Origin of the sequence: Streptomyces xiamenensis, assembly GCF_000993785.3 — a bacterium.
Lineage (GTDB): Bacteria > Actinomycetota > Actinomycetes > Streptomycetales > Streptomycetaceae > Streptomyces > Streptomyces xiamenensis.
The window spans coordinates 1,584,580-1,609,393 of record NZ_CP009922.3; the positions used below are offsets into that span (position 1 = coordinate 1,584,580).

Below are 24,814 nucleotides of genomic sequence, written 5' to 3' on the forward strand. Positions count from 1 at the left end.
GGGCCTCAGCCCATGGTCTTCTGGCCGTCCAGCGTCTCCCTGATGATGTCCGCGTGCCCCGCGTGCTGCGCCGTCTCCGCGATGATGTGCAGCAGCGTCCGGCGCGCCGACCAGCGCGCGCCCTCCTCGAACCAGGGCGCCCTCGGCAGCGGATGCGAGACGCCCAGGTCCGGGAGCGTGGCCACGATCGCGTCGGTACGGGCGGCCACCGCCGCGTACTCCTCCAGCAGCCCCTCCAGCGTCTCCCCCGGCCCCACCACGGACCGGGCGGCCCACCGCTCCTGCTCCTCCGGCGTCATCGCCGAGAAGTCACCCATCGCCGCGGGGCCGTCCAGGATGAAGTCCGTCCAGCCCCGCTCCCCGGCCGTCACATGCTTGATCAGCCCGCCCAGGCACAGCTCGCTGGCCGTCGTGCGCAACCGGATCTGTTCCTCGTTCACGCCGCGCACGGTGAACCGGAGGAAGCCCCGGTGCAGCCGCAGCGACTCCAGCAGGTCCGCGCGCTCATCACTGACGACGCCCGTGGACGCGGTGGTGGCCATGGTCATGGTGGTTCTCCTCCGACGTGCTGTCCGCTCCTGCCCGACACCCACCACGCTAGGAACCACAGCGGTCACTTCCTGACCTGAAGCGGCCGGAGAATGGCCGCATGGCCAACACCAGCTCCCGGACCCTGCGGCTGCTCTCCCTCCTCCAGACCCACCGCCACTGGCCCGGCACCGAACTGGCCGGGCGGCTCGGGGTCTCCGTGCGCACCCTGCGCCGCGACATCGACCGGCTGCGCGAGCTCGGCTACCCGGTCCAGGCCCAACGCGGCACCGAGGGCGGCTACCAGCTGGCCGCCGGTGCCGCACTGCCGCCGCTGGTGGTGGACGACGAGGAGGCCGTGGCCCTGGTGGTGGGTCTCCAGGCCGCCGCGCAGGGCCCGGTGGAGGGCATCGCGGAGTCCTCGCTGCGGGTGCTGGCCAAGGTCGTCCAGGTGATGCCGACCCGGCTGCGGCACCGGGTGGACGCCCTGCACCGGGTGACCGTCCCGGGCCCCGGCTGGGGCGACTCGGCCGCCCCGCCGACGGTGGACCCGGATCTGCTCACCGGCGTCGCCATGGCCTGCCGCGACAGCGAACGGCTGCGCTTCGCCTACACCTCGGCGGCCGGCGAGCGCACCGAACGGCATCTGGAGCCGCACCGTCTGGTGATGCTCGGCCGCCGCTGGTACCTCGTCGGCTACGACCTCACCCGGCACGACTGGCGCAGCTTCCGCCTGGACCGCGTCGCGGGCGCGGCCGAGCGCACCGGCGACCGGTTCCGCCCCCGCGAGCTGCCCGCCGCCGACGCCGCCGCCTTCGTCCGCGCGGGCATCGACACCTGGCCCGCCCCGCACCGGGTGGAGGCCCTGGTGGCCGCCCCGGCCGCCGGCGTCCGCGCTCGCGTCGGGCAGTGGGCCACGGTGGAGGAGACTGCGGATGCCGGACGCTGCCGGGTGGTGATGACGACCGACTCCCTGGAGTGGCCGCTAGTGGCCCTGGGCATGACCGGCGCGGAGTTCGAGGTCGTGGAGCCGCCCGCGCTGCGCGAGCGACTGCACGACTGGGGCACCCGCTTCACCCGCGCCGCCGCGGGGTGAGGGTTCAGGAAGCGGGCGGGGCGGTCCGTACGGTGACGAGTACCCCGCGCTCCCGGCCGCCGTCCGGCTGCTCCCAGGACGCCTCGACCTCACCGGCGTCACCGGCCGGCGCGCCCGAGCCGGGACCGGCCCCCGGGCTCAGTACCCGGCGCACCCGCAGCACGCTGCCGTCCCCGGCCGTCAGCTCCGTACGGTCCCGGTGGTCGGTGACCCCGGCGGAGCCGAAGTCTCCGGCCAGCGCCGCGGTGCCGCGGTACACGCGGAGGACGTCGTCGTCGGGGGTGTCGCTGACGCTCTGCGCCTGGGCCAGGACCCGGCCCTCGATCAGGGCGGGCAGCTGCGCGGCGAACACCGGGTCGTGGCAGGCGTCGTACACCCACCGCCGCCCCAGCACCCCGTGCTCCAGGGTGCCCACCAGGGCGTGCTCCGCGCCCGCCGGCGGAGCCCCGCGGTAGGTCAGCGGCGCCAGGTAGACGACCGGTTCGGCCCCGGAGGTGTCGCGCACGATGACGAACTCGACGCCGACCTCGCCCGCCGGATCGTCCAGCCGGAACCCGCCCGCCCTGATCAGCCGCGGCTCCCCGTCACCGCCCCGGTACCACGGCCGGGACGGCAGCCAGGCGGCGAGCAGTTCGGACTTGGTCGGGGTGAGGGTGGTGTGGTGAATGACAGCCATGCCGGACAGCCTCTCATCCGCGCCCCGTTGAAGAGCGGGAGCGGACGCAAGCGCGGGAGGGGGTGAGGGGCGAGCGTCGCACCACCCGGTGCCGCGTGGCCCCCGGCACCCGCGATACGGGCCGGGGCCGCCCGGCCTACGCCGCCGCCAGCAGCCGTTCCCGGTCCGCCGCCGCCAGGCGCAGGGAGCTGCCGATCAGGGTCAGAGTGACGCGTTCGGCATCGGTGTACGGGCCGTCCGCCAGGGCGATCCGGGCGCCGTGCAGCAGCAGGCTCTCCCGGCCCTGGGGCGCGAGATGCGGGGCCAGCGGCTCCAGGGCGTCCCGTACCTCGGTCTCCGTGGGCAGCCCGGCCAGCCCGTCCGCCGAGATCTCCGGGAAGCCCGCCTCGCGCAGCGAGTCGACCGCCGCCGCCCGGGTCACGGGGTCCGCGGGGGCCAGCAGTGCCAGGGCCACCACCAGGTAGGCGTTCCGCAGCAGCGCGGACAGGCCCGTGGTGGTCGGGTCGTCCAGGGCGGTCAGCGGGTAGTGGCCCGCGCAGGAGACGCAGGAGACCACCGGGGCGGCCTTCCCCAGCCGCAGCAGGGGCACTCCCAGCAGCGTCATCCGCCGCCGTCCGGCCAGCCGCTGATAGCAGCGGTCACCACCGCACCCGGGGCAGAAGAAGTCCCCGTCGTCGATGACCCGCCACGCCGTTCGGATACCTGTCCCTGCCACCCTCGGCACGCCGACCTCCGTAACACACCCGCAACACTGCGAGTGTGAGACGTGATGTTAACCACACTCCCCCGTCGGGGTCAGTAGTCAGACCGGCCAAATGCGCGGCCGAAACGAATCCGCGCCCCGGCCGGGGCGCGGACCCGCACGTTCCGGTGACTAACGAGCGGACCGGTTGACGGCGGAGACGACCGCCTTCAGTGACGCCCGCACGATGTTCGCGTCGATGCCGATGCCCCACAGCACCCGGCCGCCGATCGCGCACTCGATGTACGCCGCCGCCTGGGACCCGGCGCCCTCGCTCATCGTGTGCTCCACGTAGTCCAGCAGGCGCACCTCTTCACCGATCACGCCCGCCCCCGCCAGCGCGTCGAAGAACGCCGCCAGCGGGCCGTTGCCCTGCCCCGTCAGCACGGTGTCGGCGCCGTCCACGACGGCCTCCACCGTGAGCGCGTCCACACCGCCCCCGCTGGTCGTCGAGGTCTGGGCGTCGCGCAGCGCGATCCGCCCCCAGCCGCCGGCCCCGTCCGCCGCCGGCAGGTACTCGTCGGCGAACACCCGCCAGATCTCGGCCGGGGTGATCTCGCCGCCCTCGGCGTCCGTCTTCTCCTGGATGATCCGCGAGAACTCCACCTGCATGCGGCGCGGCAGGTCCAGCTTGTGGTCCGTCTTCAGGACGTACGCGATGCCGCCCTTGCCGGACTGCGAGTTGACCCGGATGACCGCCTCGTAGCTGCGCCCCACGTCCTTGGGGTCGATCGGCAGGTAGGGCACGTCCCAGGTCAGCTCGTCCACGCCGACGCCGCGCCGGGCCGCCTCGGCGTCCATCGCCTCGAAGCCCTTCTTGATGGCGTCCTGGTGCGAGCCGGAGAAGGAGGTGTACACCAGGTCACCGGCGTACGGGTGGCGCGGGGGGACCTCCATCTGGTTGCAGTACTCGTAGGTGCGGCGGATGTCGTCGATCTGCGAGAAGTCGATCTGCGGGTCCACGCCCTGCGAGAACAGGTTCATGCCCAGCGTCACCAGGTCCACGTTGCCGGTGCGCTCGCCCTGCCCGAACAGGCACCCCTCCACCCGGTCGGCCCCGGCCAGCACCGCCAGCTCGGCGGCGGCCACCGCCGTGCCCCGGTCGTTGTGCGGGTGCGCCGACAGGCACACGTGCTCGCGGTGCGACAGGTGCCGCGACATCCACTCGAAGCGGTCCGCGTAGGTGGCTGGTACGGAGCGCTCCACGGTAGCGGGCAGGTTCAGGATGATCTCGCGGCCGTCCTCCGGCTGCCAGACCTCCATCACCGACTCGCACACCTCCAGCGCGAAGTCCAGCTCGGTGTCGGTGAAGATCTCGGGGCTGTACTGGTAGCCGAAGACCGTACGGTCGTCCAGCAGCTTCTCGGCGTACTCCATCACCAGGCGGGTGCCGTCCACCGCGATCCGCCGCACGTCGTCCTTGCCGCCCCGGAAGACGACCCGCCGGAATGTCGGCGCGGTGGCGTTGTACAGGTGGACGGTGGCGCGCGGGGCGCCCACCAGGGACTCGACGGTGCGCGCGATCAGTTCCTCGCGGGCCTGGGTCAGGACGGAGATCGTCACGTCCTCGGGGATCGCGCCCTCTTCGATGATCGAGCGCACGAAGTCGAAGTCGGTCTGCCCGGAGGCCGGGAAGCCGATCTCGATCTCCTTGTAGCCCATCCGCACCAGCAGGTCGAACATCGCGCGCTTGCGGGCCGGCGACATCGGGTCGATCAGCGCCTGGTTGCCGTCCCGCAGGTCGGTGGAGAGCCAGCGCGGTGCGGCGGTGATCCGCTTGCCGGGCCAGGTGCGGTCGGGCAGCTCCACCGCCTCGTACGGGGTGTAGCGGTGCACCGGCATGCCGGAGGCGCGCTGAGGGGCGGTGGCGGCGGTGATGGGCGTCGGCTTGGGCACGGGGGCTCCTGGATGGGTCTCAGCGGGAAAACGGCCGACGGCAGCGCCGAACTCCGCGGGGAGGGGGTCGGCCCGTACGACTACAGACCCTCGCCGCGGCGGCTAAGGAGAAGCAGGTTCCCGTGACGCATCGCCCGCCAAGCCTAACCCGGCGCCGTACGGACCGGACCGACCCGTATCACTATGCGAGACCGGGCAAAACCGGTGGCGCCGGCGGGGCGCCGGTGGTCAGCTGGCCCGATGGACGACACGGCGGTGCTGGCCCGCTTCGACGCGCAGCTGAGAGAACACCTGTCCCCGGCCGAGCGCAGCGGGCCCGTGGTCCGCGTGACCCGGGAGCTGGGCGGCTGGGACGGGGTGGTGTGGTCGGACCTCACCGAGGAGACGGCGGACGCCGCGATCGCCGCGCAGGTCGCGCACTTCACGGGGCTCGGCCGCGGCTTCGAATGGAAGACGTACGCCCACGACGGCCCGGCCGATCTGGGCGAGCGGCTGCGCCGGGCCGGGTTCAGGGCGGGGACGCCGGAGACCCTGATGGTCGCCGAGACCGCCACCTTGTCCACGGAGGCCGCGCTGCCGCCGGGCATCACCCTGCACCGCGCCACGGACGAGGCGGGGGTGCGGCTGATGATGCGGGCGCACGCGGCGGCGTTCGGAACGGACCCGGCCGCGCTGGGCGCGATGGTGCGCGCCCAGCTGGCCGCCTCGCCCGAGCTGGTGGACGTGCTGGTGGCCCTGGCGGGTGAGGACGGCGAGCCGGTGTGCGCGGCCCGGATGGAGCGCTATCCGGGGACGGACTTCGCCGGCCTGTGGGGCGGCGGCACCGCCCCCGGCTGGCGGGGCCGGGGCATCTACCGGGCGCTGGTCGCCGCGCGGGCCCGGATCGCCGCCGCGCACGGCGTCCGCCACCTCCAGGTGGACGCCTCCGAGGACAGCCGCCCGATTCTGCGGCGGCTGGGCTTCAAGGCGATCGGCACCACCACCCCGTACCGCTACGGCGACGGTGACGGGCTGGACGGGTGACGGCAACGGCGAGGGCTGGAAGGGGCTAGAAGCCCAGCCGGCGCAGCTGCTTGGGGTCGCGCTGCCAGTCCTTGGCCACCTTCACATGCAGGTCCAGGAAGACGGGCGTGCCCAGCAGCGCCTCGATCTGCTTGCGCGCCTTGGTGCCCACGTCCTTGAGACGGCTGCCCTTGGGGCCGATGACGATGCCCTTCTGGCTGGGCCGCTCGATGTAGACGTTGGCGTGGATGTCCAGCAGCGGCCGGTCCGCGGGGCGGTCCTCGCGCTGCTGCATCTCCTCCACGACGACCGCGATGGAGTGCGGCAGCTCGTCCCGTACCCCTTCGAGCGCGGCCTCACGGATCAGCTCGGCGATCATGGTCTGCTCGGGCTCGTCGGTGAGATCGCCCTGCGGGTACAGCGGCGGGCCCTCCGGCAGCAGCGGGACGAGCAGGTCCGCGAGCAGCCCGACCTGCTGGTCGCCGACGGCGGAGACCGGCACGATCTCGGCCCACTCCAGGCCGAGTTCGGAGCCCAGCCGCTGTACGTCCAGGAGTCGCTCGGCCAGGATCTTCGGCTCCACCAGGTCGGTCTTGGTGACGACCGCGATCTTGGGGGTGCGCTTGATCTCCGCCAGTTCCTTGGCGATGTAGCGGTCGCCGGGGCCGATCTTCTGGTCGGCGGGCAGGCAGAAACCGATGACATCGACCTCGGCCCAGGTGGTGCGGACCACGTCGTTCAGCCGCTGGCCCAGCAGGGTGCGCGGCTTGTGCAGCCCGGGGGTGTCCACCAGGACCAGCTGGGCGTCCTCGCGGTGCACGATGCCGCGCACCGAGTGCCGGGTGGTCTGCGGGCGGCTGGAGGTGATGGCGATCTTCGTGCCGACCAGCGCGTTGGTCAGGGTCGACTTGCCGGCGTTGGGGCGGCCGACGAAGCAGGCGAAGCCCGAACGGTAGCCCTCCGGCACAGAGCCGAACATCGCGGACATCGGGGAAAGGGAGTCACTCATGAGGCCGCGATCGTCGCACGAAGGTCGCCCTCGGGGCCAGCCAGCAGGACGGGGGTGCCGGGACCGCCCAGGTCCCGCACCGCCGCCAGGTCCTCGGCCGGCACCTCGGCGGTGTCCGCGTCCGCGACGAGTGCCGCCGCCTCCAGCGAGGTCGCGCCGCTGGCCACGGCCATCGCCACCGCCGTGCGCAGGGCACTCAGCCGCAGCGAGGGCAGTTCGACGGTGGCCGCCACGTACGTACGGCCCGTCTCGTCCCGTACCGCCGCACCCTGCGGCACCCCGTTGCGGGCGCGGGCGCTGCGCGCCAGGGTGATGATCTTGCGGTCCTCGGCGTCACTCATACCCAGGAGCTTACGGGCTGGGCGTGGCCTACAGTTCCGTGGTCCCCGGCTGGTCCGGCTGGGGGCGGGGGGTGTGGCCGTCGGTGACCTGCCGCAGCTTCTCCACGGCGCGTTCGGCGAGGTCGCCGAGCCCGCCCGCGGCGGCGTCGTCCCGGCCGGCCTGGGCGATCCGTACGGTGTGGGCGCCGATCCGGGCGATCACCACCTCGGCGACGATCCCGGCCTCCTCCGCGTCCCCGGCCTCCCGTTCGAAGCGCAGCGCCGCGGCCTCCTCGCCGAGTCCCGCGCCGTCGGTGCCGCTCGCGCTCTCCCCGGCGGTGTAGGAGACGGTGGCGCTGTTCTGCTCGGGGCCCTCCTCGGCGTGGAAGGTGGCGCACTCTCCCGCGGCCCGCGCGAACCCCTCCATGGCGGCCCGCGCCCCGGCCTCGTCGCCGTGCGCGGCGGCGACGGTGACCACGAAGGGCCCGGTGTGGGTACGGGCGAACCCGGCCCGTACGGCGGGCTGACCCGCGGCGGGTTCGAACAGTTCCCGGCAGCCGTCCTCGGTGGGACGCGGGACGCCGATGCCGCGCCGTTCGGCCTGTTCGTCGCTGTCGCCGGCCCAGCCCATCGGGAAGTCGGTGTGGTCGAGCAGAGCGGCTCGCAACCCCTCCTCGTCGAGCACCTGGGGTCCGGCCACGACGGAGGCGGCCGAGGTCGCCGGGCCTGTGGAGGAACCGGCGGGGGCGCCCGGGGCAGTGCCGACCCGGCGAGCAGGCCGAGGGCGGCGATCGAGGCGAGGGAGGCGACGGCGGCGGTGCGCTGCGAAAGCTCCATGCCTCCCATGGCGCCACCCGAACGGCCCCCCGGCCACCGCCGCAGGCCCGTTCGGGTGAGGGGGGCTGCCCGCGGGCACGCGGTGGGCATGCGCCGGGTGCTGGCGGCGGTCGGCCGCCGGTCGGGGTGACCGGCGGCCGGTGTCGCCGCTGTCAGGCCGCGTCCTCCGTCGGGGCGTCGGCTTCGTGGCGGATCGGCTCGACCACCACCCGGTCGATGCGGTTGCGGCGTCCGGTCGGCGGCTCGGCCGTCAGCCGCAGGCCCGCCAGTTCCGGATGGGCGCGCTCTCCCGTCAGATCCACCAGAGTGGTGGCTCCCGCGATCGGGACCCGGCCCAGGGACTTCGCCAGCAGCCCGCCGACCGTCTCGACGTCCTCGTCCTCCAGGTCCACCCCGAACAGCTCGCCCAGGTCGCCCAGGTCCAGCCGCGAGGTCACCCGGTAGGCACCGTCCGCGAGTTCGGCGACCGGAGGCAGCTCCTGGTCGTACTCGTCGGCGATCTCGCCGACGATCTCCTCCAGGATGTCCTCGATCGTGACGACCCCGGCCGTGCCGCCGTACTCGTCGATCGCCACGGCCACGTGGATGTGGTCGCGCTGCATCTCGCGCAGCAGGTCACCGGCGTTCTTCGTGTCGGGCACGAAGGTCGCGGGCCGCATGAGCGACTCCACCGGGTCGGCCTCCGCCTCCCGGCTGATGTGCACGGCGCGCGCCAGGTCCTTGAGGTAGACGATGCCGACGATGTCGTCGTCGCTCTCCCCCGTCACGGGGATCCGGGAGAACCCGGACCGCAGCGCCAGCGAGAGCCCCTGCCGCAGCGTCTTGCCCCGGTCTATGGAGATGAGGTCGGTGCGCGGCACCATCACCTCGCGCACCAGGGTGTCGCCCAGTTCGAAGACCGAGTGCACCATGCGGCGTTCCTCGTCCTCGATCAGCGACTCCCGCTCGGCCAGGTCCACCATCGCCCGCAGCTCCGCCTCCGAGGCGAAGGGCCCCTTGCGGAAGCCCTCGCCCGGCGTCAGCGCGTTACCGACGATGATCAGCAGCTGGGCGAGCGGCCCCAGCACCCGCGACAGCGGGATGAGGATCAGCGCCGCCGCGCCGGAGACGGCCACCGGGTGCTGGCGGCCGATGGTGCGCGGCGAGACCCCGATGACGACGAACGAGAGCACCACCGTCACGGGGACGGCGACGAGCAGCGCCTGCCACACCTCGTCGAAGCTCTTGAGACAGGCGTAGGTGACCAGGACGGCCACACCCATCTCGCCGGCGACGCGCAGCAGCAGCGCCAGGTTCAGATAGCGGGTCGGGTCGGCGGCCACCGTCACCAGCCGGCTCGCGCCGCGCCGGCCCTCGCGGGCCGCCTGTTCGGCGCGGAAGGCGGTGATCCGGGTCAGCCCGGCCTCGGCGCAGGAGGCCAGCCAGGCGATGACCAGCAGAGTCAGCAGAAAGGTCCACAGTGTGGCGTCCATCGTCGCGTCTGCCCGCCCGCTCAGGTGATCGTCGGGGCCGGGGAGGGGCCGGAGAGCCCCGCCTCGGCGCGCCAGCCGTCCACGATGGCCTTCTGGAGGCCGAACATCTCGGCCCGCTCGTCGGGCACCTCGTGGTCGTATCCCAGCAGATGCAGCACGCCGTGGACGGTGAGCAGTTGCAGCTCGTCGTCCATGGAGTGCCCGGTGGGCGCGGCGGCCCCCTGGGTCTTCGCCACCTGGGGGCACAGCACGATGTCGCCGAGCAGCCCCTTGACGGGCTCCTCCTCGTCCTTGGCCGGCGGACGCAGTTCGTCCATCGGGAAGGACATCACATCGGTGGGGCCGGGGAGGTCCATCCACTGGATGTGGAGGGCCTCCATGGCCTCCTCGTCGATCGCGATGACCGACAGTTCGGACAGCGGGTGGATCCGCATCCTGCTCAGCGCGTAGCGGGCGATGTCGTGCACCGCCGCCACGTCGATCTCCAGGCCGGATTCATTGTTGACCTCGATCGCCATGGTGGTGTCGCGGCTACTTTCCCTGTCCGTTGCTTCTGCTGTCGCCCGTGCGCTCGTCGAACCGCTCGTAGGCGTCCACGATCCGGCCGACCAGCTTGTGCCGTACGACGTCGGTGCTGGTGAGCCGGGAGAAGTGCACGTCCGGCACCCCGTCCAGGATCTCCTGCACCTGCCGCAGTCCGCTCTTGCTGGTGCCGGGCAGGTCCACCTGGGTGACGTCGCCCGTGATGACGATCTTGGATTCGAACCCGAGCCGGGTGAGGAACATCTTCATCTGCTCGGGGCTGGTGTTCTGCGCCTCGTCCAGGATGATGAACGCGTCGTTCAGCGTCCGGCCGCGCATGTACGCCAGCGGCGCGACCTCGATCGTGCCCGCGCTCAGCAGCCGCGGGATCGAGTCGGGGTCGAGCATGTCGTGCAGCGCGTCGTACAGCGGGCGCAGATACGGGTCGATCTTCTCGTAGAGCGTGCCGGGCAGGAACCCGAGCCGCTCGCCCGCCTCCACGGCGGGGCGGGTCAGGATGATCCGGTTGACCTGCTTGGACTGGAGCGCCTGCACCGCCTTGGCCATGGCGAGGTAGGTCTTGCCGGTACCGGCCGGGCCGATCCCGAAGACGATCGTGTGCCGGTCGATGGCGTCCACGTACCGCTTCTGGTTCAGCGTCTTGGGCCGGATGGTCTTGCCCCGGTTGGACAGGATGTTCTGGGTGAGCACCTCGGCGGGGCTCTCCGCGGCGTCGGAGGCGCCGTTGTCCGCCGAGCGCAGCATCGCGATGGAGCGCTCCACGGCGTCCTCGCTCAGCGGCTGGCCGGTGCGCAGCACCAGCATCATCTCGTCGAACAGGCGCTGGATCAGCGCCACCTCGGTGGCCTCGCCGGTGGCGGTGATCTCGTTGCCGCGGACGTGGATGTCGGTGGCGGGGAACGACTTCTCGATGACCCGCAGCAGGGAGTCGCCGGAGCCCAGCACCGTGACCATCGGGTGCTTGGCGGGAACGGCGAACCGGGCGGTCGCCTCAGTGGCCGGGGCCACTGGCTGGTGCGTGGGTGTCTGTGTCATGGGCGGCCCGGATGGGCCAGCTCATCCCTCTCTAGTCCTCGGCTTCCGGGATCCCAGGGTACGACGCGGCGCGGACAGACCCTAGAGAATTACGCAGTGCGATCGTCCCGTTGCGCCACGGTGGCGGCGCCCGGCGTGCCGCGGAAGCCCAGCGTGGGCACCGCGCGGGCGCGCGGCCACGGCGGGGCGGAACAGGGCAGCAGCCGCTCCAGGAACGCGTACCGCTCCATCGCCCGCTCCATCGGGGTGCCGGCCGGGGTGAGCGAGCACAGCCGCTGCCACCACGCCGCGATCTCGCCCCAGCCGGGCGCCGACAGCGAGCCGCCGAACTCCTGCACCGACAGCGCGGCGGTCAGCCCCGCGAACGCGAGACGGTCCGCGAGCGGCCAGCGGGCCAGCGTCCCGGTCACGAACCCGGCCACGAAGACGTCCCCGGCCCCGGTGGTGTCCAGCGCCTCCACGACGATCGCCGGGACCTCGGCGGTCTCCCCCGTCCTGCCGTCGGCCGCGTACGCGCCCTCGGCGCCCATCGTGACCACGGCCAGCGGCACCCGCTCGGTCAGCGCCCTGGCCGCCGCGCGCGGGCACTCGGTGCGGGTGTAGCGCATGGCCTCCTGCGCGTTGGGCAGGAACGCCTCGCAGTGCGCCAGCTCGGGCAGTGCCGCCAGATCCCAGGCGCCGGTGTCGTCCCAGCCCACATCGGCGAAGACCAGGCTGCCGCCGCCCGCCGCCGCGGCGATCCACTCCTGCGGCTGCCCGGGGCTGAGCGAGGCGACGGCGGAGCGGGCGGCCGGTGCCCCGCGCACCCCGGGGGCCCCTCCCCCGGGCAGCGGCGCCTCGTGGCCGTGCGAGACCATCGTGCGCTCGCCCTCGTACGCCATGGACACCGTCACCGGCGAGTGCCAGCCCGGCACCGTCCACGAGGCGTCCAGGTCGATGCCCTCGCCCCGCTCCAGCGTCTCCCAGCAGTACTCGCCGTACTTGTCGTCCCCGAACGCCGCCGCCAGCGAGGTCCGCAGGCCCAGGCGGGCCAGCGCGGTGGCCATGTTGGCGACCCCGCCCGGGCTGGAGCCCATGCCCCGCGCCCAGGACTCGGTGCCGCGCACCGGCGCCGAGTCCAGGCCGGTGAAGATGATGTCCAGGAACACGGTCCCGGTCAGATACACGTCGCAGCCCGGATCACCGGGCCGGCGCAGCCCCGCCAGCGGGTCGAGCGCGTGCCCCAGGGGTCCCGGTCGTGGGGTCTGGTCGTCGGTGGTCACCTGCTGCTCCTGGTACGGACGTGCCTCCACGGTACGTGTACGTTGCCGTGCATGAGGCTGGCGATCATTGGCGGCGGCGGATTCCGCGTCCCCCTGGTATACCGTGCGCTGCTGGGCGACGACGGACCGGCGCGGGTCACGGAGGTGACGCTGCACGACACCGACCCGGGGAGGCTGCGGGTGATCGCGGCCGTGCTGGCGGCGCAGGGCTCCTCCGTACGGGTCCGTGCGACCACCGATCTCGACCAGGCCCTGGCCGGCGCCGACTTCGTCTTCTCGGCGATCCGGGTGGGCGGGGTGCGGGGCCGGGTGGAGGACGAGCGGGTGCCGCTGGCGGCCGGTGTGCTGGGCCAGGAGACGGTCGGGGCCGGCGGGGTGCTGTACGGGCTGCGCTCGGTCCCCGTGGCGCTGCGGATCGCCGAGCGGGTCGCGGCGGTGGCGCCCGGCGCGTGGGTCATCAACTTCACCAATCCGGCCGGGATGGTCACCGAGGCGATGTCCGCGGTGCTGGGCCACCGGGTGATCGGCATCTGCGACTCGCCGGTGGGCCTGGTGCGGCGCGCGGCGCGGGCGGCGGGCGCCGACCCGGCGGAGGTCGGCTTCGGGTACACCGGGCTCAACCACCTGGGCTGGCTGCACTCGCTCACCCTGCACGGCCGGGAACTGCTGCCGGGGCTGCTGGCGGACGAGGCGGCGCTCGCCTCGTTCGAGGAGGGCCGGCTGTTCGGGGCCCGCTGGCTGCGCGCGCTGGGGACGCTGCCCAACGAGTACCTGCACTACTACTACTTCCGCCGCGAGACCCTGGCCGCGGCGCGGGACGCGCGGGAGACCAGGGGCGCGTTCCTGGCCCGGCAGCAGGACGGCTTCTTCGAGGCGGCGCTGGCCGAGGTGGATTCACCGGAAAGAGTGCACGCCCGGTGGGAGCGGACCCGGCTGGAGCGAGAGGAGACCTACGGGGCCGACGCCCGCGCGGCGGCCGGCGACGCGGCACCCCGCGACAGCTGCGACCTGGACGGCGGCGGCTACGAGCAGGTGGCCCTGGCGCTGATGCGCGCCATCGCCACCGACCGCGCCACCCGTCTCATCCTCAACGTCCGCAACGCCGGCACGCTGCCCGGGCTGCCGCCGGACGCCGTCATCGAGACGGTCTGCGAGGTGAACGCCCAGGGTGCCCACCCGGTGCCGGTCATCTCCCCGGGGCTCGCGGAGACCGGGCTGATGCTCCAGCTGAAGGCGGTCGAGCGCGCCACCATCGACGCCGCCACCACCGGGTCGCCGGAGGCCGCACTGCGCGCCCTGGCGCTGCACCCGCTGGTGGACTCCCCGGCCACGGCCGGGCACATCCTGGCGGCGGCCGGGTGGCCGGTGTCCGGCTGACGCCCGGTCGCGGACGGCCCCGGCACCCGGCGCCACCCCGGGGTGCGCGGGCGCCCCGGGGCGGCGGGCACCGCCGCCCCGGTGATCACCGACCCCGCGGGGGCCGGTGGCTACTCCTTGTCCCCGGCCTCGAGTGCGAACCAGTCGAAGCGCACCGTGCCCTCCGCCGCGTACATACCGATCACCCGGCCGGTGAAGCCGCCCGCCACCTCGGTGGACAGATAGCGGCCGTCCAGCTCGGCCAGCACCTCCAGCTCGCCGTCCGGCCCCTCCACCCCGAGCCGCAGCACGTCGGGGCCCTGCCGGGGGTCCCAGGTCTCCGTCGGCGCGCTGATGTCGATCCGCAGGGTGACCGGGCCGGCCGGCACCCGCCGCTCGCCCAGCGTCTGCCGCAGCGGCCCGATCCGCGCGACCACGCGTACCGTGCCGGTGCCCGCCGCCTCGACCGCGTAGTGGTGCCGCTCGTCCAGCCGCACCGCGAGCCCGCCGAGCCCGACCCCCGGATCGATGAGCGTGCGCGCCCGGCAGGAACGATCCTGCTGACGGCGGCCCGCGAACGTCACGGCCTGGTCGTCCAGCGACGCGCCGCGCGCCCGCAGCGTCAGCCAGCCCGGCCGCTCCGTGGTCGAGAAGTACCCCTCGGGCCGGGAGCGCACCGACAGCCAGTGCGGGTGCAGCCGCGCGGCGTCGAAGTCGTCCCTGGCCGGCGGCGCGGGCACCGGCCGCGGCGGCCACGGCGGTGCCGCCATCGCCGGGGTGGCCGCGCCGATCACCGGCCAACCCCCATCCGTCCAGGTCACCGGCGCCAGGAAGGTCTCGCGGCCCAGCACGTGCCAGCCGGGGCTGCCGCCGCCGGGCCGCACCCCCAGGAACACCAGCCACCACGACCCGTCCGGGGCCTGGACGAGATCCCCGTGCCCGGTGTTCTGGATCTCCAGATCGGTGCTGCGGTGGCTGAGCACCGGGTTGTCCGGGCAGGGCTCGAACGGCCCGTACGGCGCGGGCCCGCGGGCGATCGAGATGCCGTGGCCCCGTTCCGTACCGCCCTCGGCGATCAGCAGGTACCAGTGGTCACCGATGCGGTACAGGTGCGGCGCCTCGGGGGCCTTGGCCCCGGGCGTGCCGGACCACAGCCGCCGCGGCGCGCCGATCGTCTGCCCGGTGCCGGGGTCGATGCAGATCTGGCTGATCCCGGCCGTGGTGACCCAGCAGCGGCCGTCCTCGTCCCACGCCAGGTCGGGGTCGATGCCCTTCACTCCGGGCAGCCGCACCGGGTCCGACCAGGGCCCGGCCGGGTCGGTGGCGCTGAAGAGCACATTGCCGTCGTGCGAGACATCCGTGGTGATCAGCCAGAACCGGCCGTCGTGGTGCCGGAGCGTCGGCGCGTACACGCCTCCGGAGGAGGGCGCGGTGTCCGGCAGCCGCAGCTGGGCCGGGCGCTCCATGACGTTGCCTATCTGCTCCCAGTGCACCAGGTCCTTGCTGTGGAAGACCGGCACCCCGGGGAAGTACTCGAAGCTGGAGCAGACGAGGTAGTAGTCCTCGCCGACCCGGCAGATGCTGGGGTCGGGATGGAACCCGGGGATCACCGGATTGCTGAACGTGCCGCCTGCCCAACCGTCAGCCGTCGCCTTCATGGGGCACCTTTCTCATGGGTCACGGCCGTCTGGGAACCGGGATCCGGTCCAGGTCCTCGGCCACCGTCAGTTCGCCCGTGAACCCCGCCGCGCGGGCCTGCGCCCCGAGCGGGGCCGGGTCGGGGTAGCGCTGCGAGAAGTGCGTCAGCACCAGGTGCCGTACGCCGCACCGCGCCGCCACGGCGCCCGCCTCACCGGCCGTCAGATGGCCGTACCTCTCGGCGAGAGCGGCGTCCTCGTCGAGGAACGTGGCCTCGATGACCAGCAGGTCGCAGCCCTGGGCGAGGGTGTACACCCCGTCGCACAGCCGGGTGTCCATGACGAACGCGAACCGCTGTCCCGGCCGTTCCTCGCTCATCTCCTCAAGGCGCACCCCGCGCAGTTCGCCCTCCTGCTGCAACCGCCGTACCTCGGCCCCGCGGATGCCGGCGGCCGCCAGCCGGTGCGGCAGCATGCGGCGGCCGTCCGGCTCCACCAGCCGGTAGCCGAAGGACTCCACCGGATGGGAGAGCCGTGCCGCCGACAGGGTGAAGCGCTCCCCGGCGTCCAGGACGCCGTCCTCGCGCACCGGGTGCTCCTCGATGACGGCCCGCTCCTGATAGGCCGTCGCGTACCGCAGCCGCTCGAAGTACACCTGGCCACTGGCGGGATAGTGCGCGCGCACCGGGTGCGGCACCCCGTCGCCGTTGATCCGCTGGATCACCCCGGCCAGGCCGAGCGAGTGGTCGCCGTGGAAGTGGCTGACACAGATGCGGGTGATCTCGGTGGCGGAGACCCCGGCGTGCGTCATCTGCCGCTGGGTACCCTCCCCCGGATCGAACAGCAGCCCTTCGCCGTCCCAGCGCAGCAGATAGCCGTTGTGGTTGCGGCGCCGGGTGGGCACCTGGCTGGCGGTGCCCAGCACCACCAGTTCACGTACGGACATGGTGCCGGTTACCCGGGGGCCACTCGAAGCCGCGCCCGCCCAGCACGTGGGCGTGCACGTGGAAGACGGTCTGTCCGGCGCCCGCGCCGGTGTTGAGCACCACGCGGTAGCCGCTGGCGTCGATCTTCTCCTGCGCGGCGACCTCCGCCGTCTCGCGCAGCACATCGGCCGTCAGCTGGGGATCGGCGGCGGCCAGCGCGCCCGCGTTGGGGTGGTGGGCGCGCGGCACCACGAGCACGTGGGTGGGCGCCTGGGGGTTGATGTCCCGGAAGGCGACCGTCGTCGGTGTCTCACGGACGACGGTCGCCGGCACCTCCCCGGCCACGATCTTGCAGAACAGGCAGTCCGCCTGGGCTTCTCCCGCCATCGCCGGGCTCTCCTCGGTGCGTTGGTCGTGCGTTCCCCGGGATGCTACCGGGCGCGGCCGGGGACCTGGGGCGGTACGGAGGCGGGCCGCTCGGCGAGTGCGGCCAGGAGGTGCCGTACGGCTTCGGCCAGCTGCGGGTCGGCACCGGTGGCCCAGTCCTGCGGGCGGCGCACCACCTCGATATCGGGGTCCACGCCGTGATTCTCCACGCCGAAGCCGATGCCGTCCTCCAGCCAGGAGGCGAACGAGGGCTGGGTGACGCCGGTGCCGTCGGCGAGCCGGGGGCGCCCGCCCAGGCCGATCAGCCCGCCCCAGGTGCGGACGCCGATCACGGGCCCGAGGCCCAGCAGCCGCACCGCCGCGTTGATCTTGTCGCCGTCCGAGCCGGAGTACTCGTCGGCGAGCACCGCCAGCGGCCCGCGCGGGGCGTGCGCCGGATAGGTGTGGCTCTCCCGGCCGCGCGGGAACTCCCAGCCCAGCACCCGGCGGGCCAGCCGTTCCACCACGAGCTGGGAGGTGTGGCCGCCGCGGTTGCCCCGGACGTCCACCACCAGGCCCTCGCGTGCGGTCTCCAGCCGCAGGTCGCGGTGGAGCTGGGCCCAGCCGCCCTCCATCATGTCGGGGATGTGCAGATAGCCGAGCCGGCCGCCGGAGCGTTCGGCCACCTCGGCGCGCCGCCCGGCCACCCAGTCGTGGTACCTCAGCGGCTCCTCGTCGGGCAGCGGGACGACCACGGGATGGCGTACGGGACCGCCGTCCGCCGGCGCCACGGTCAGCTGGACGGGCCGCCCCGCCGTGCCTTCCAGCAGCGGTGCCGGGCCCGTCACCGGGTCCACGGGACGGCCGTCGACGGCGGTGACGGCGTCGCCCGCGCGGACCGCCACTCCGGGCGCGGCCAGCGGGGAGCGGGCGCGCGGGTCGGAGGGCTCGGCGGGCAGCACGCGCGTCACCCGCCAGCGGCCGTCCTCCCCCCGTGCCAGGTCGGCGCCCAGCCAGCCCTGGGGGCGGACGGGCTTGGGGGCGGCGGGGATGACGTAGGCGTGCGAGGTGCCGAGTTCGCCCTGCACCTCCCACAGCACGTCCATCAGGTCGTCGTGGCTGCCGATCCGCTCCAGCAGAGGCCGGTAGCGGGCCAGTTGGGCGGCGTAGTCGACGCCCGACATGTCGGTGCGCCAGAACCGCAGGCGCATGAGCCGGCCGGCTTCGTCGTACATCTGGCGCCATTCGGCGGCGGGGTCGACGGTGAGCCGGATGCGGTTCAGGTCGGGGGCGCGCTCGGGTCCGCCGTCGCCGGTGAGCGGCAGGACGCACAGCCCGTCCCCGGTGTGCAGGACGGCGTGCCGTCCGTCGCCGCTGACGGTGGCGGAGGCGACGCCGGTGGCGATCTCCTCGGCCGTCGCGTCGTCCGCGCCGTCGAGCGGGAAGCGGTGCAGCGTCTGCCGGGGCTCGGGCGGTTCGCCGAGGGAGATCCAGGTGCCGTCGAAGCCGGTGACGGGGTGGGCGAGCCACAGCACGCCGCCGTCGTACGCGCACAGTCCGCTGTAGCGTCCGGCCGGTACCGGAAACGGCTCCACGCGCTGGTCCAGGCCCTCGGGGTCCACCTGGACCTCGTGGGTGCCCAGGGCGGGTGCCGGGGGGACCGGTCCGAGCGGCGAGGGGATGTCGGCGGCCAGGGTGAGCAGGTGGGGCCGGGCGGCCACCGGGAAGGACACCTCGAAGACATGGGCGTCGTAGACCGGCTCGAAGCTGCGCTCGGACAGGAAGGCGAGGTGCCGGCCGTCGCGGGTGAAGGCGGGCGCGTAGTCGCGGAACCGCAGCGGCGTGGCCTCGATGACGGTGGCGTCGGCGAGCCGGGCCAGCCTGAGCTGCCGCAGCGGCTCCTTGCCCGGGTGGGACCAGGCCAGCCAGGCCGAGTCGGGTGAGAACACCGGGCCGGTGACGGGGCCGTGCGGGCCGCTGTCCAGTTCGCGCACGGTCTCCCGGTCCAGGTCGGCCAGGAGCAGCCGGCCGTCCAGGAGGGCGAGGGCGGCGAGCCGCCCGTCCGGTGAGGCGGCGAGTTCGAGGACGTGGCCGAGTTCGCCCGCGCCGATGAGGGTGGGCGCGGTGCCGTCCGCCCCGGGTCCGGTGGGGCGGACGGCCAGTGCTTCCGCGCCGTCGGCGTCGGTGATCCACAGCGCGCGGTCCCCGGTGATCAGCGGCAGCCTGGCCCGGACGCCCGGCTCGGCGGCCAGCGCCCGGGCGGGGCCCCGGCCGTGCGGCAGCAGATGGAGGGTGCCCCGGGTCTCCACCAGGCTGGCGTCACCGGTGTGGTCGGGGGCGGCGGCCGCGAGGTGGTCGGCAGCGGCCGGGTGGTGGGGGCGGCGGCCGGTGCGCGGGCCGCCGAGGGTGATGTCCGGGCGGTACGGCTCGGTGCCCGGCTCCAGGTCGTCCAGCAGCCACAGCTCGCCGTGCGCGGCGTAGCTCACCCGGACGCCGTCGCCCGCCGCGTGCCGGGCATAGGCCCCGCCCAGCGGGGTGTGCCGGCGCAGTCCGGTGCCGTCGGGGAGGGAGGAGTACAGGGCGCCGGTGCCCTCGTGGTCGGAGAGGAAGGCGATGCGCTCGCCCTGCCACAGCGGGTATTCGATGGCGCCGTCGAGGTCCGCGTGGATCCGCTCGAAGTCGCCGTCCCCGGTGCGGTCGATCCACAGCTTGCCGGCCGCGCCGCCCCGGTAGCGCTTCCACGCCGATGCGTCGCGGCCGCGCCCCATGCGCCCGGAGCGCAGCAGGACGCCGCCGTCGGCTCCGTACGCCACGGCGCCCACCGAGCCGTACGGGAGGGTGCGGGCCGGTCCGCCGGCCAGTGGCACCGCCCGGGCCCAGGTCCAGCGGAAGTCGGGCTGACCCACGCCGCTGATCGCCAGTACCTCGTCGGGGCCGCACCAGCCGCGTACCGAGGTCTCGGGGTGGCCCCACCAGGTGAGGCGGTTGGCCGGGCCGCCGTCGACCGGCGCCACATAGATCTCGGGGGTGCCGTCCCGCCACGAGGTCCAGGCGACCCGGCTGCCGTCCGGGGATATCCGGGGGTGGTTGGCGGGGGCGTGGTCGGTGCTGATCCGCCGGGCTCTGGCCGTCCCGCCGGCGCTCAGCGGGGCGACCCACACATCGTCCTCGGCGACGAAGGCCACCAGTTCTCCGTACACATGCGGAAATCGTGCGTAGAAAGGCAGGGTCATTCACCGGACCGTAGTCGCCCGCACCCCTGGTGTCACCACCTCTTCCGTCCTCTGACTGGACTCCTGATGCCGTACTTTCATCACACTGGTACGGTTCGCGCAGTTGTACCGGGACGATAAGGACGCTCGACACATGACCGACCAGCCGCCTCGCGAACAATGGGGAACCCGAGCCGGGTTCCTCATGGCCGCGATCGGGTCAGCCATCGGACTGGGGAACATCTGGCGATTCCCCAAAGTCGCCTTTGACAATGGTGGCGGCTCTTTTCTGCTGCCCTATCTCATCGCGCTGCTCACCGCCGGAATTCCGCTGCTGATCCTCGAATACACGATCGGCCGCAAATACCGCGCCTCACCACCCGCCGCACTGCGCGCGCTGTACCGCCCCACCCAGGCGATCGGCTGGTGGCAGGTGGCGATCTGTTTCGTGATCGCCACCTACTACGCCGTGATCCTGGCCTGGTCGGTGCGCTATGTCGGCTTCTCCTTCACCAGGGCGTGGGGAGACGACCCGAACGGTTTCTTCTTCAACGACTTCCTGAAGATCGCCGACGAGCCGGGGACCATCAGCGCCTTCGTGCCCGGGGTGGCCGTCCCGCTGATCGGCATCTGGATCATCACGCTGATCATCCTGGCCCTCGGGGTCCGGCGCGGGATCGAGCGCGCCAACAAGATCTTCATCCCGCTGCTGGTGGCCTTCTTCGTCGTGCTGGTGATCCGTGCCGTGACGCTGGAGGGCGCCGCGGACGGGCTGAACGCCCTGTTCGCACCCGACTGGGGAGCGCTCACCAACGGCAGTGTCTGGGTCGCGGCCTACGGACAGATCTTCTTCTCGCTGTCCATCGGGTTCGGCATCATGATCACCTACGCCTCGTACCTCAACCGCCGCTCCGACCTCACCGGGTCCGCGATGGTGGCCGGCTTCGCCAACAGCTCCTTCGAGATCCTGGCCGGCATCGGCGTCTTCGCGACGCTCGGCTTCATGGCGGCCCAGTCGGGCGTCGGAGTCAACGAGGTGGCCAGCCAAGGCGTCGGACTGGCCTTCATCGCCTTCCCGCAGGTGATCTCCGAGATGTGGTTCGGCCAGGCGTTCGGCGTGCTGTTCTTCGGCTCGCTGGTGATCGCCGGACTGACCTCGCTCATCAGCATCGTCCAGGTGATCGTCGCGGCGGTGGAGGACCGTACCGGGATCAGCCGCACCCAGGCGGTCCTCACGGTCGGCGGCGCCACCGGCGTGGTGTCGATCGCCCTGTTCTCCACCAACGGGGGCCTGTACTTCCTGGACGCCGCCGATCACTTCATCAACCAGTACGGCATCGCGCTGGCCGCTCTGGTGCTGCTGATCATGGTGAGCTGGATCAGCCGCAAACTTCCCGCCCTCCAGCGGAACGCGGACGGCACCTCCTCCATCCTGCTGGGCCGCTGGTGGAAGATCTGCCTGGGCGTCGTCACCCCCGTGGTGCTCGGCTGGATGATGATCGACAGCCTGGTGCACGAGTTCCAGGAGAACTACGGCGAGCTCCCCACCTCGTTCCTGCTCTACGCGGGCTGGGGTGTGGCCCTGGCGGCACTCGTCGTCGGCATCGTGCTCTCCCTCATCCCGTGGCGGCGGCCGAGCCCGGCTCTCACCGATGACCATGACCTGCTGACGAAGGGAGATCCGCGATGAGCACCGGAGCCATCATCATGATGACCGTCGCGATGATCATCGTCTGGGGCGGCCTGATCGGCGCCGTCGTCAAGCTGGTCCGGCACCCGGAGCACCCGGAGGACTGACACCCGTACACACGCCGGAGGCCGCCGTCCCGAGAAGGACGGCGGCCTCCGGCGTGTGAAGAGGATTCAGCCCCAGCGGCCGGTCCTGGTCAGCAGCAGCGCCGCCGCCGCCGTCCCGGCCGTGGAGGTGCGCAGCACGGTCGGCCCCAGCCGATACGGCCGCGCCCCGGCCGCCGCGAACGCCTCCAGCTCCTGCGGCGCGACCCCGCCCTCGGGGCCCACCACCAGGACAATGTCCCCCTCGACAGGCAGCGGCACGGCGGCCAGCGGTTCGGTGCCCGACTCGTGCAGCACCCCGGCGAACGCCGCGCCCGCCAGCAGCTTCGCCACCGCCGCCGTCCCCATCGGCTCGCCGACCTCCGGGATCCACAGCCGCCGGGACTGCTTGGCGGCCTCGCGGGCGGTCGCCCGCCACTTGCCCAGGGACTTCGCGCCCCGCTCGGCCTTCCACTGCGTGATGCAGCGGGCGGCGGCCCAGGGCACGATCGCGTCCACACCCGTCTCGGTCATGGTCTCCACGGCCACTTCGCCGCGGTCACCCTTCGGCAGGGCCTGCACCACCGTGATCCGGGGGGCGGCCGGCGGCTCGGAGCGGACCGCGTCCACCGTCACCACCAGCCGGTCCTTGCCCTCGACGGCGGCGACCGTGCCGGCGGCGCCGGTGCCCGCGCCGTCGGTGAGGACGACCTCCTCGCCCACCCGCAGCCGCCGCACCGACACCGCGTGCCGGCCCTCGGCGCCGTCCAGGGTCAGCGAGGAACCCGCCCGTGCCCCCGTCAGCGGTCCGTCCGTCACAAAGACCGGAGCCGTCATCGTTCTTCCGTAACGCCTTTCCTAGGTACGGCCGTTGAAGGCGTCCTTCAGCCGCGAGAAGAGGCCCTGCTGCCCCGGCTGAAACTGACCGAGCGGCCGCTCCTCACCCCGGAGCTTCGCCAGCCGCCGCAGCAGCTCCTCCTGCTCGGGGTCGAGCTTCGACGGAGTCTGCACCTCGACATGGACCACCAGATCACCGCGCCCGTTGCTGCGCAGATGCGTCACACCCCGGCCGTGCAGCGGGATCGACTGGCCGGACTGCGTCCCGGGCCGGATGTCGACCTCCTCCGTGCCGTCCAGCGTCTCCAGCGGCACCTTGGTGCCGAGCGAGGCGGCCGTCATCGGGATGGTGACCGTGCAGTGCAGATCGTCTCCGCGCCGCTGGAAGACCGGATGCGCGCTCTCGCGGATCTCCACGTACAGGTCGCCGGCCGGGCCGCCACCGGGACCGACCTCGCCCTCGCCCGCCAGCTGGATGCGGGTGCCGTTGTCGACACCGGCCGGGATCTTCACCGTGAGCGTGCGCCGCGACCGTACCCGGCCGTCGCCCGCGCACTCGGGGCACGGGGTCGGGACGACCGTGCCGAAGCCCTGGCACTGCGGACACGGCCGCGAGGTCATGACCTGCCCCAGGAAGGAGCGGGTGACCTGCGAGACCTCGCCCCGGCCCCGGCACATGTCACACGTCTGAGCGGAGGTACCGGGCGCGGCGCCCTCACCGTTGCACGTGTTGCACACGGTGGCGGTGTCGACCTGGATCTCCTTGGTCGTGCCGAAGGCCGCCTCCTTGAGGTCGATCTCCAGCCGGATCATGGCGTCCTGGCCGCGCCGGGTGCGCGACTTCGGGCCCCGCTGCTGGGCGGTGCCGAAGAAGGCGTCCATGATGTCCGAGAAGTTCCCGAACCCGGCCGCCCCGCCGAATCCCGCAGCGCCCGCCCCGCCGCCGGGACCCATCGGGTCCCCGCCGAGGTCGTACATCTGTTTCTTCTGCGGGTCGGAGAGCACCTCGTAGGCGGTGTTGATCTCCTTGAACCGCTCCTGGGTCTTGGGGTCCGGATTCACATCCGGGTGCAGCTCCCTCGCCAGTCTGCGGAAGGCCTTCTTGATCTCGTCCTGTGAGGCATCACGCTGCACGCCCAGGATCGCGTAGTAGTCCGTCGCCACCTAATTCTCCGCGAGGATCTGTCCGACGTACCGTGCCACTGCGCGCACCGCTCCCATCGTTCCGGGGTAGTCCATGCGGGTCGGTCCGACCACGCCGAGTTTCGCGACCGCCTCGTTACCGGAACCGTAGCCGACCGCCACGACCGATGTGGAGGTCAGCCCCTCATGAGCGTTCTCATGCCCGATGCGCACGGTCATACCCGTGTCCTTGGCCTCGCCGAGCAGCCGGAGCAGCACCACGTGCTCCTCCAGCGCCTCCAGCACCGGCCGGATCGTCAGCGGGAAGTCCTGGCCGAACCGGGTCAGATTGGCGGTGCCGCCGATGACCAGGCGTTCCTCGGTCTCCTCGACCAGGGTTTCCAGCAGGGTGGACAGCACCGTGGACACCGTGCCCCGGTCCTCACTGTCGAAGGACTCGGGCAGGTCCTGCACCAGCCGGGGCACCTCGGCGAAGCGCTCGCCCACGATCCGGCTGTTCAGCCGGGCCCGCAGGTCGGCCAGCGAGGTCTCCCCGAACGGCGCGGGGCAGTCCACCATGCGCTGCTCGACCCGCCCGGTGTCGGTGATCAGCACCAGCATCACCCGGGCCGGGGCCAGCGAGAGCAGTTCGACGTGCCGCACCGTGGAGCGGCTCAGCGAGGGGTACTGCACCACGGCGACCTGCCGGGTGAGCGTGGCCAGCAGCCGCACCGTACGGCCCACGACGTCGTCGAGGTCGACGGCGCCCTCCAGGAAGCTGGAGATGGCGCGCCGCTCGGCGGTGGTCAGCGGCTTGACGTCGGCGAGCTTGTCGACGAACAGCCGGTAGCCCTTGTCGGTGGGCACCCGTCCGGCGCTGGTGTGGGGCTGGGCGATGTAGCCCTCCTCCTCCAGCGCCGCCATGTCGTTGCGCACCGTCGCCGGGGACACCTGGAGGTTGTGCCGCTCCGTCAGCGCCTTGGAACCCACCGGCTCCTCGGTGCCGACATAGTCCTGGACGATGGCCCGCAGCACTTCCAGTCTGCGTTCACTGAGCATGCAGCGACACCTCCCGTCCGGCCGCATTCCCGTCAGTACCGTCCTGGCACTCATCCACTCCGAGTGCCAATCCCTGGTCCAGTGTACGGCCGGGTAGCAAGGCCAGGG

At 73.0% G+C, this 24,814-nt stretch carries 23 protein-coding genes; 5 read left to right on the top strand and 18 right to left on the bottom strand.

The genetic code is table 11. From position 1 onward, the window contains the following. Positions 1-5 precede the first annotated feature (5 nt). On the bottom strand, positions 6-548 hold the full coding sequence (locus SXIM_RS07260; protein ID WP_246156848.1) for a DinB family protein: 543 nt from the start codon (positions 546-548) through the stop codon (positions 6-8). Between the two features lie 101 nt (positions 549-649). Here SXIM_RS07260 and SXIM_RS07265 point away from each other — a divergent pair, with 101 nt between their 5' ends. Next, the gene (locus SXIM_RS07265) at positions 650-1,624 is read left to right on the top strand and encodes a helix-turn-helix transcriptional regulator (protein WP_046723327.1); all 975 of its coding nucleotides are present in this window, start codon (positions 650-652) and stop codon (positions 1,622-1,624) included. Positions 1,625-1,628: 4 nt separating this feature from the next. Here SXIM_RS07265 and SXIM_RS07270 read toward each other — a convergent pair whose 3' ends face one another. From SXIM_RS07270 to leuA, 3 genes are all read right to left on the bottom strand, one after another. Further along, positions 1,629-2,300 (bottom strand): maltokinase N-terminal cap-like domain-containing protein, encoded by a 672-nt coding sequence (locus tag SXIM_RS07270; RefSeq protein WP_046723328.1) that lies wholly within the window; start codon positions 2,298-2,300, stop codon positions 1,629-1,631. Positions 2,301-2,436: 136 nt separating this feature from the next. After that, the gene (locus SXIM_RS07275) at positions 2,437-3,015 is read right to left on the bottom strand and encodes a hypothetical protein (protein ID WP_078635051.1); all 579 of its coding nucleotides are present in this window, start codon (positions 3,013-3,015) and stop codon (positions 2,437-2,439) included. A gap of 159 nt (positions 3,016-3,174) precedes the next feature. Continuing rightward, entirely contained in the window at positions 3,175-4,884 is a 1,710-nt protein-coding gene (leuA, locus tag SXIM_RS07280) for a 2-isopropylmalate synthase (RefSeq protein WP_234306741.1), read from the bottom strand. Between the two features lie 294 nt (positions 4,885-5,178). On the opposite strand from leuA, the gene SXIM_RS07285 reads away from it, so the two are divergent. Further along, positions 5,179-5,961 carry a GNAT family N-acetyltransferase gene (locus SXIM_RS07285; RefSeq protein WP_046723331.1) on the top strand — a complete coding sequence of 261 codons (783 nt, stop codon included), beginning with the start codon at positions 5,179-5,181 and terminating at the stop codon, positions 5,959-5,961. Positions 5,962-5,986: 25 nt separating this feature from the next. Here the strand turns inward: SXIM_RS07285 and era are convergent, their stop codons facing one another. From era to SXIM_RS07320, 7 genes are all read right to left on the bottom strand, one after another. Further along, positions 5,987-6,949 (bottom strand): GTPase Era, encoded by a 963-nt coding sequence (gene era / locus SXIM_RS07290; protein WP_234306722.1) that lies wholly within the window; start codon positions 6,947-6,949, stop codon positions 5,987-5,989. Beyond that, positions 6,946-7,290 (bottom strand): cytidine/deoxycytidylate deaminase family protein, encoded by a 345-nt coding sequence (locus SXIM_RS07295; protein WP_030725836.1) that lies wholly within the window; start codon positions 7,288-7,290, stop codon positions 6,946-6,948. Before SXIM_RS07295 ends, era begins: the two co-directional genes overlap by 4 nt. Before the next feature lie 28 nt (positions 7,291-7,318). Further along, the gene (locus SXIM_RS07300; RefSeq protein ID WP_148236078.1) at positions 7,319-7,969 is read right to left on the bottom strand and encodes a hypothetical protein; all 651 of its coding nucleotides are present in this window, start codon (positions 7,967-7,969) and stop codon (positions 7,319-7,321) included. Between the two features lie 289 nt (positions 7,970-8,258). Then, entirely contained in the window at positions 8,259-9,578 is a 1,320-nt protein-coding gene (locus tag SXIM_RS07305; RefSeq protein ID WP_030725830.1) for a hemolysin family protein, read from the bottom strand. A 20-nt stretch (positions 9,579-9,598) separates the two neighbouring features. After that, complete coding sequence (ybeY, locus tag SXIM_RS07310; protein ID WP_030725821.1) at positions 9,599-10,096, bottom strand: rRNA maturation RNase YbeY; 498 nt, start codon at positions 10,094-10,096, stop codon at positions 9,599-9,601. Between the two features lie 13 nt (positions 10,097-10,109). Beyond that, the gene (locus SXIM_RS07315) at positions 10,110-11,156 is read right to left on the bottom strand and encodes a PhoH family protein (RefSeq protein WP_030725818.1); all 1,047 of its coding nucleotides are present in this window, start codon (positions 11,154-11,156) and stop codon (positions 10,110-10,112) included. An 89-nt stretch (positions 11,157-11,245) separates the two neighbouring features. Next, a complete protein-coding gene (locus tag SXIM_RS07320; RefSeq protein WP_078635111.1) occupies positions 11,246-12,418 on the bottom strand; it encodes a carbohydrate kinase family protein in 1,173 nt (390 codons plus the stop codon). 51 nt (positions 12,419-12,469) lie between these two features. Here SXIM_RS07320 and SXIM_RS07325 point away from each other — a divergent pair, with 51 nt between their 5' ends. Then, positions 12,470-13,795: a 6-phospho-beta-glucosidase gene (locus SXIM_RS07325; protein WP_046723335.1), complete on the top strand. Its 1,326-nt coding sequence runs from the start codon at positions 12,470-12,472 to the stop codon at positions 13,793-13,795. Positions 13,796-13,905: 110 nt separating this feature from the next. Here SXIM_RS07325 and SXIM_RS07330 read toward each other — a convergent pair whose 3' ends face one another. The 4 genes from SXIM_RS07330 to SXIM_RS07345 are packed head-to-tail and all read right to left on the bottom strand — an operon-like array spanning position 13,906 to position 19,936. Continuing rightward, positions 13,906-15,432, bottom strand: coding sequence for a glycoside hydrolase family 43 protein (locus tag SXIM_RS07330; protein WP_030725809.1), 1,527 nt, complete (start codon positions 15,430-15,432; stop codon positions 13,906-13,908). A gap of 19 nt (positions 15,433-15,451) precedes the next feature. Then, positions 15,452-16,357, bottom strand: coding sequence for a ribonuclease Z (locus tag SXIM_RS07335; protein ID WP_030725806.1), 906 nt, complete (start codon positions 16,355-16,357; stop codon positions 15,452-15,454). Further along, positions 16,344-16,724 (bottom strand): histidine triad nucleotide-binding protein, encoded by a 381-nt coding sequence (locus SXIM_RS07340; RefSeq protein WP_046723336.1) that lies wholly within the window; start codon positions 16,722-16,724, stop codon positions 16,344-16,346. Before SXIM_RS07340 ends, SXIM_RS07335 begins: the two co-directional genes overlap by 14 nt. 44 nt (positions 16,725-16,768) lie before the next feature. Then, positions 16,769-19,936 carry a S41 family peptidase gene (locus SXIM_RS07345; RefSeq protein WP_046723338.1) on the bottom strand — a complete coding sequence of 1,056 codons (3,168 nt, stop codon included), beginning with the start codon at positions 19,934-19,936 and terminating at the stop codon, positions 16,769-16,771. A 133-nt stretch (positions 19,937-20,069) separates the two neighbouring features. Between SXIM_RS07345 and SXIM_RS07350 the strand changes: the two genes are divergently transcribed. Next, positions 20,070-21,605 carry a sodium-dependent transporter gene (locus tag SXIM_RS07350; protein ID WP_046723340.1) on the top strand — a complete coding sequence of 512 codons (1,536 nt, stop codon included), beginning with the start codon at positions 20,070-20,072 and terminating at the stop codon, positions 21,603-21,605. After that, positions 21,602-21,712: a methionine/alanine import family NSS transporter small subunit gene (locus SXIM_RS07355; protein WP_078846859.1), complete on the top strand. Its 111-nt coding sequence runs from the start codon at positions 21,602-21,604 to the stop codon at positions 21,710-21,712. The genes SXIM_RS07350 and SXIM_RS07355 overlap by 4 nt, the downstream gene beginning before the upstream one ends. Positions 21,713-21,778: 66 nt before the next feature. On the opposite strand, the gene SXIM_RS07360 is transcribed toward SXIM_RS07355, so the two are convergent. Genes SXIM_RS07360 through hrcA form a run of 3 tightly spaced genes read right to left on the bottom strand, consistent with a single transcriptional unit; the run spans position 21,779 to position 24,706 of the window. Then, positions 21,779-22,525, bottom strand: a complete 747-nt coding sequence (locus SXIM_RS07360; protein WP_046723342.1) for a 16S rRNA (uracil(1498)-N(3))-methyltransferase — start codon at positions 22,523-22,525, stop codon at positions 21,779-21,781. A 21-nt stretch (positions 22,526-22,546) separates the two neighbouring features. After that, entirely contained in the window at positions 22,547-23,689 is a 1,143-nt protein-coding gene (gene dnaJ, locus SXIM_RS07365) for a molecular chaperone DnaJ (RefSeq protein WP_030725791.1), read from the bottom strand. Continuing rightward, positions 23,690-24,706: a heat-inducible transcriptional repressor HrcA gene (gene hrcA, locus SXIM_RS07370; protein ID WP_030725787.1), complete on the bottom strand. Its 1,017-nt coding sequence runs from the start codon at positions 24,704-24,706 to the stop codon at positions 23,690-23,692. Positions 24,707-24,814: the final 108 nt, after the last annotated feature.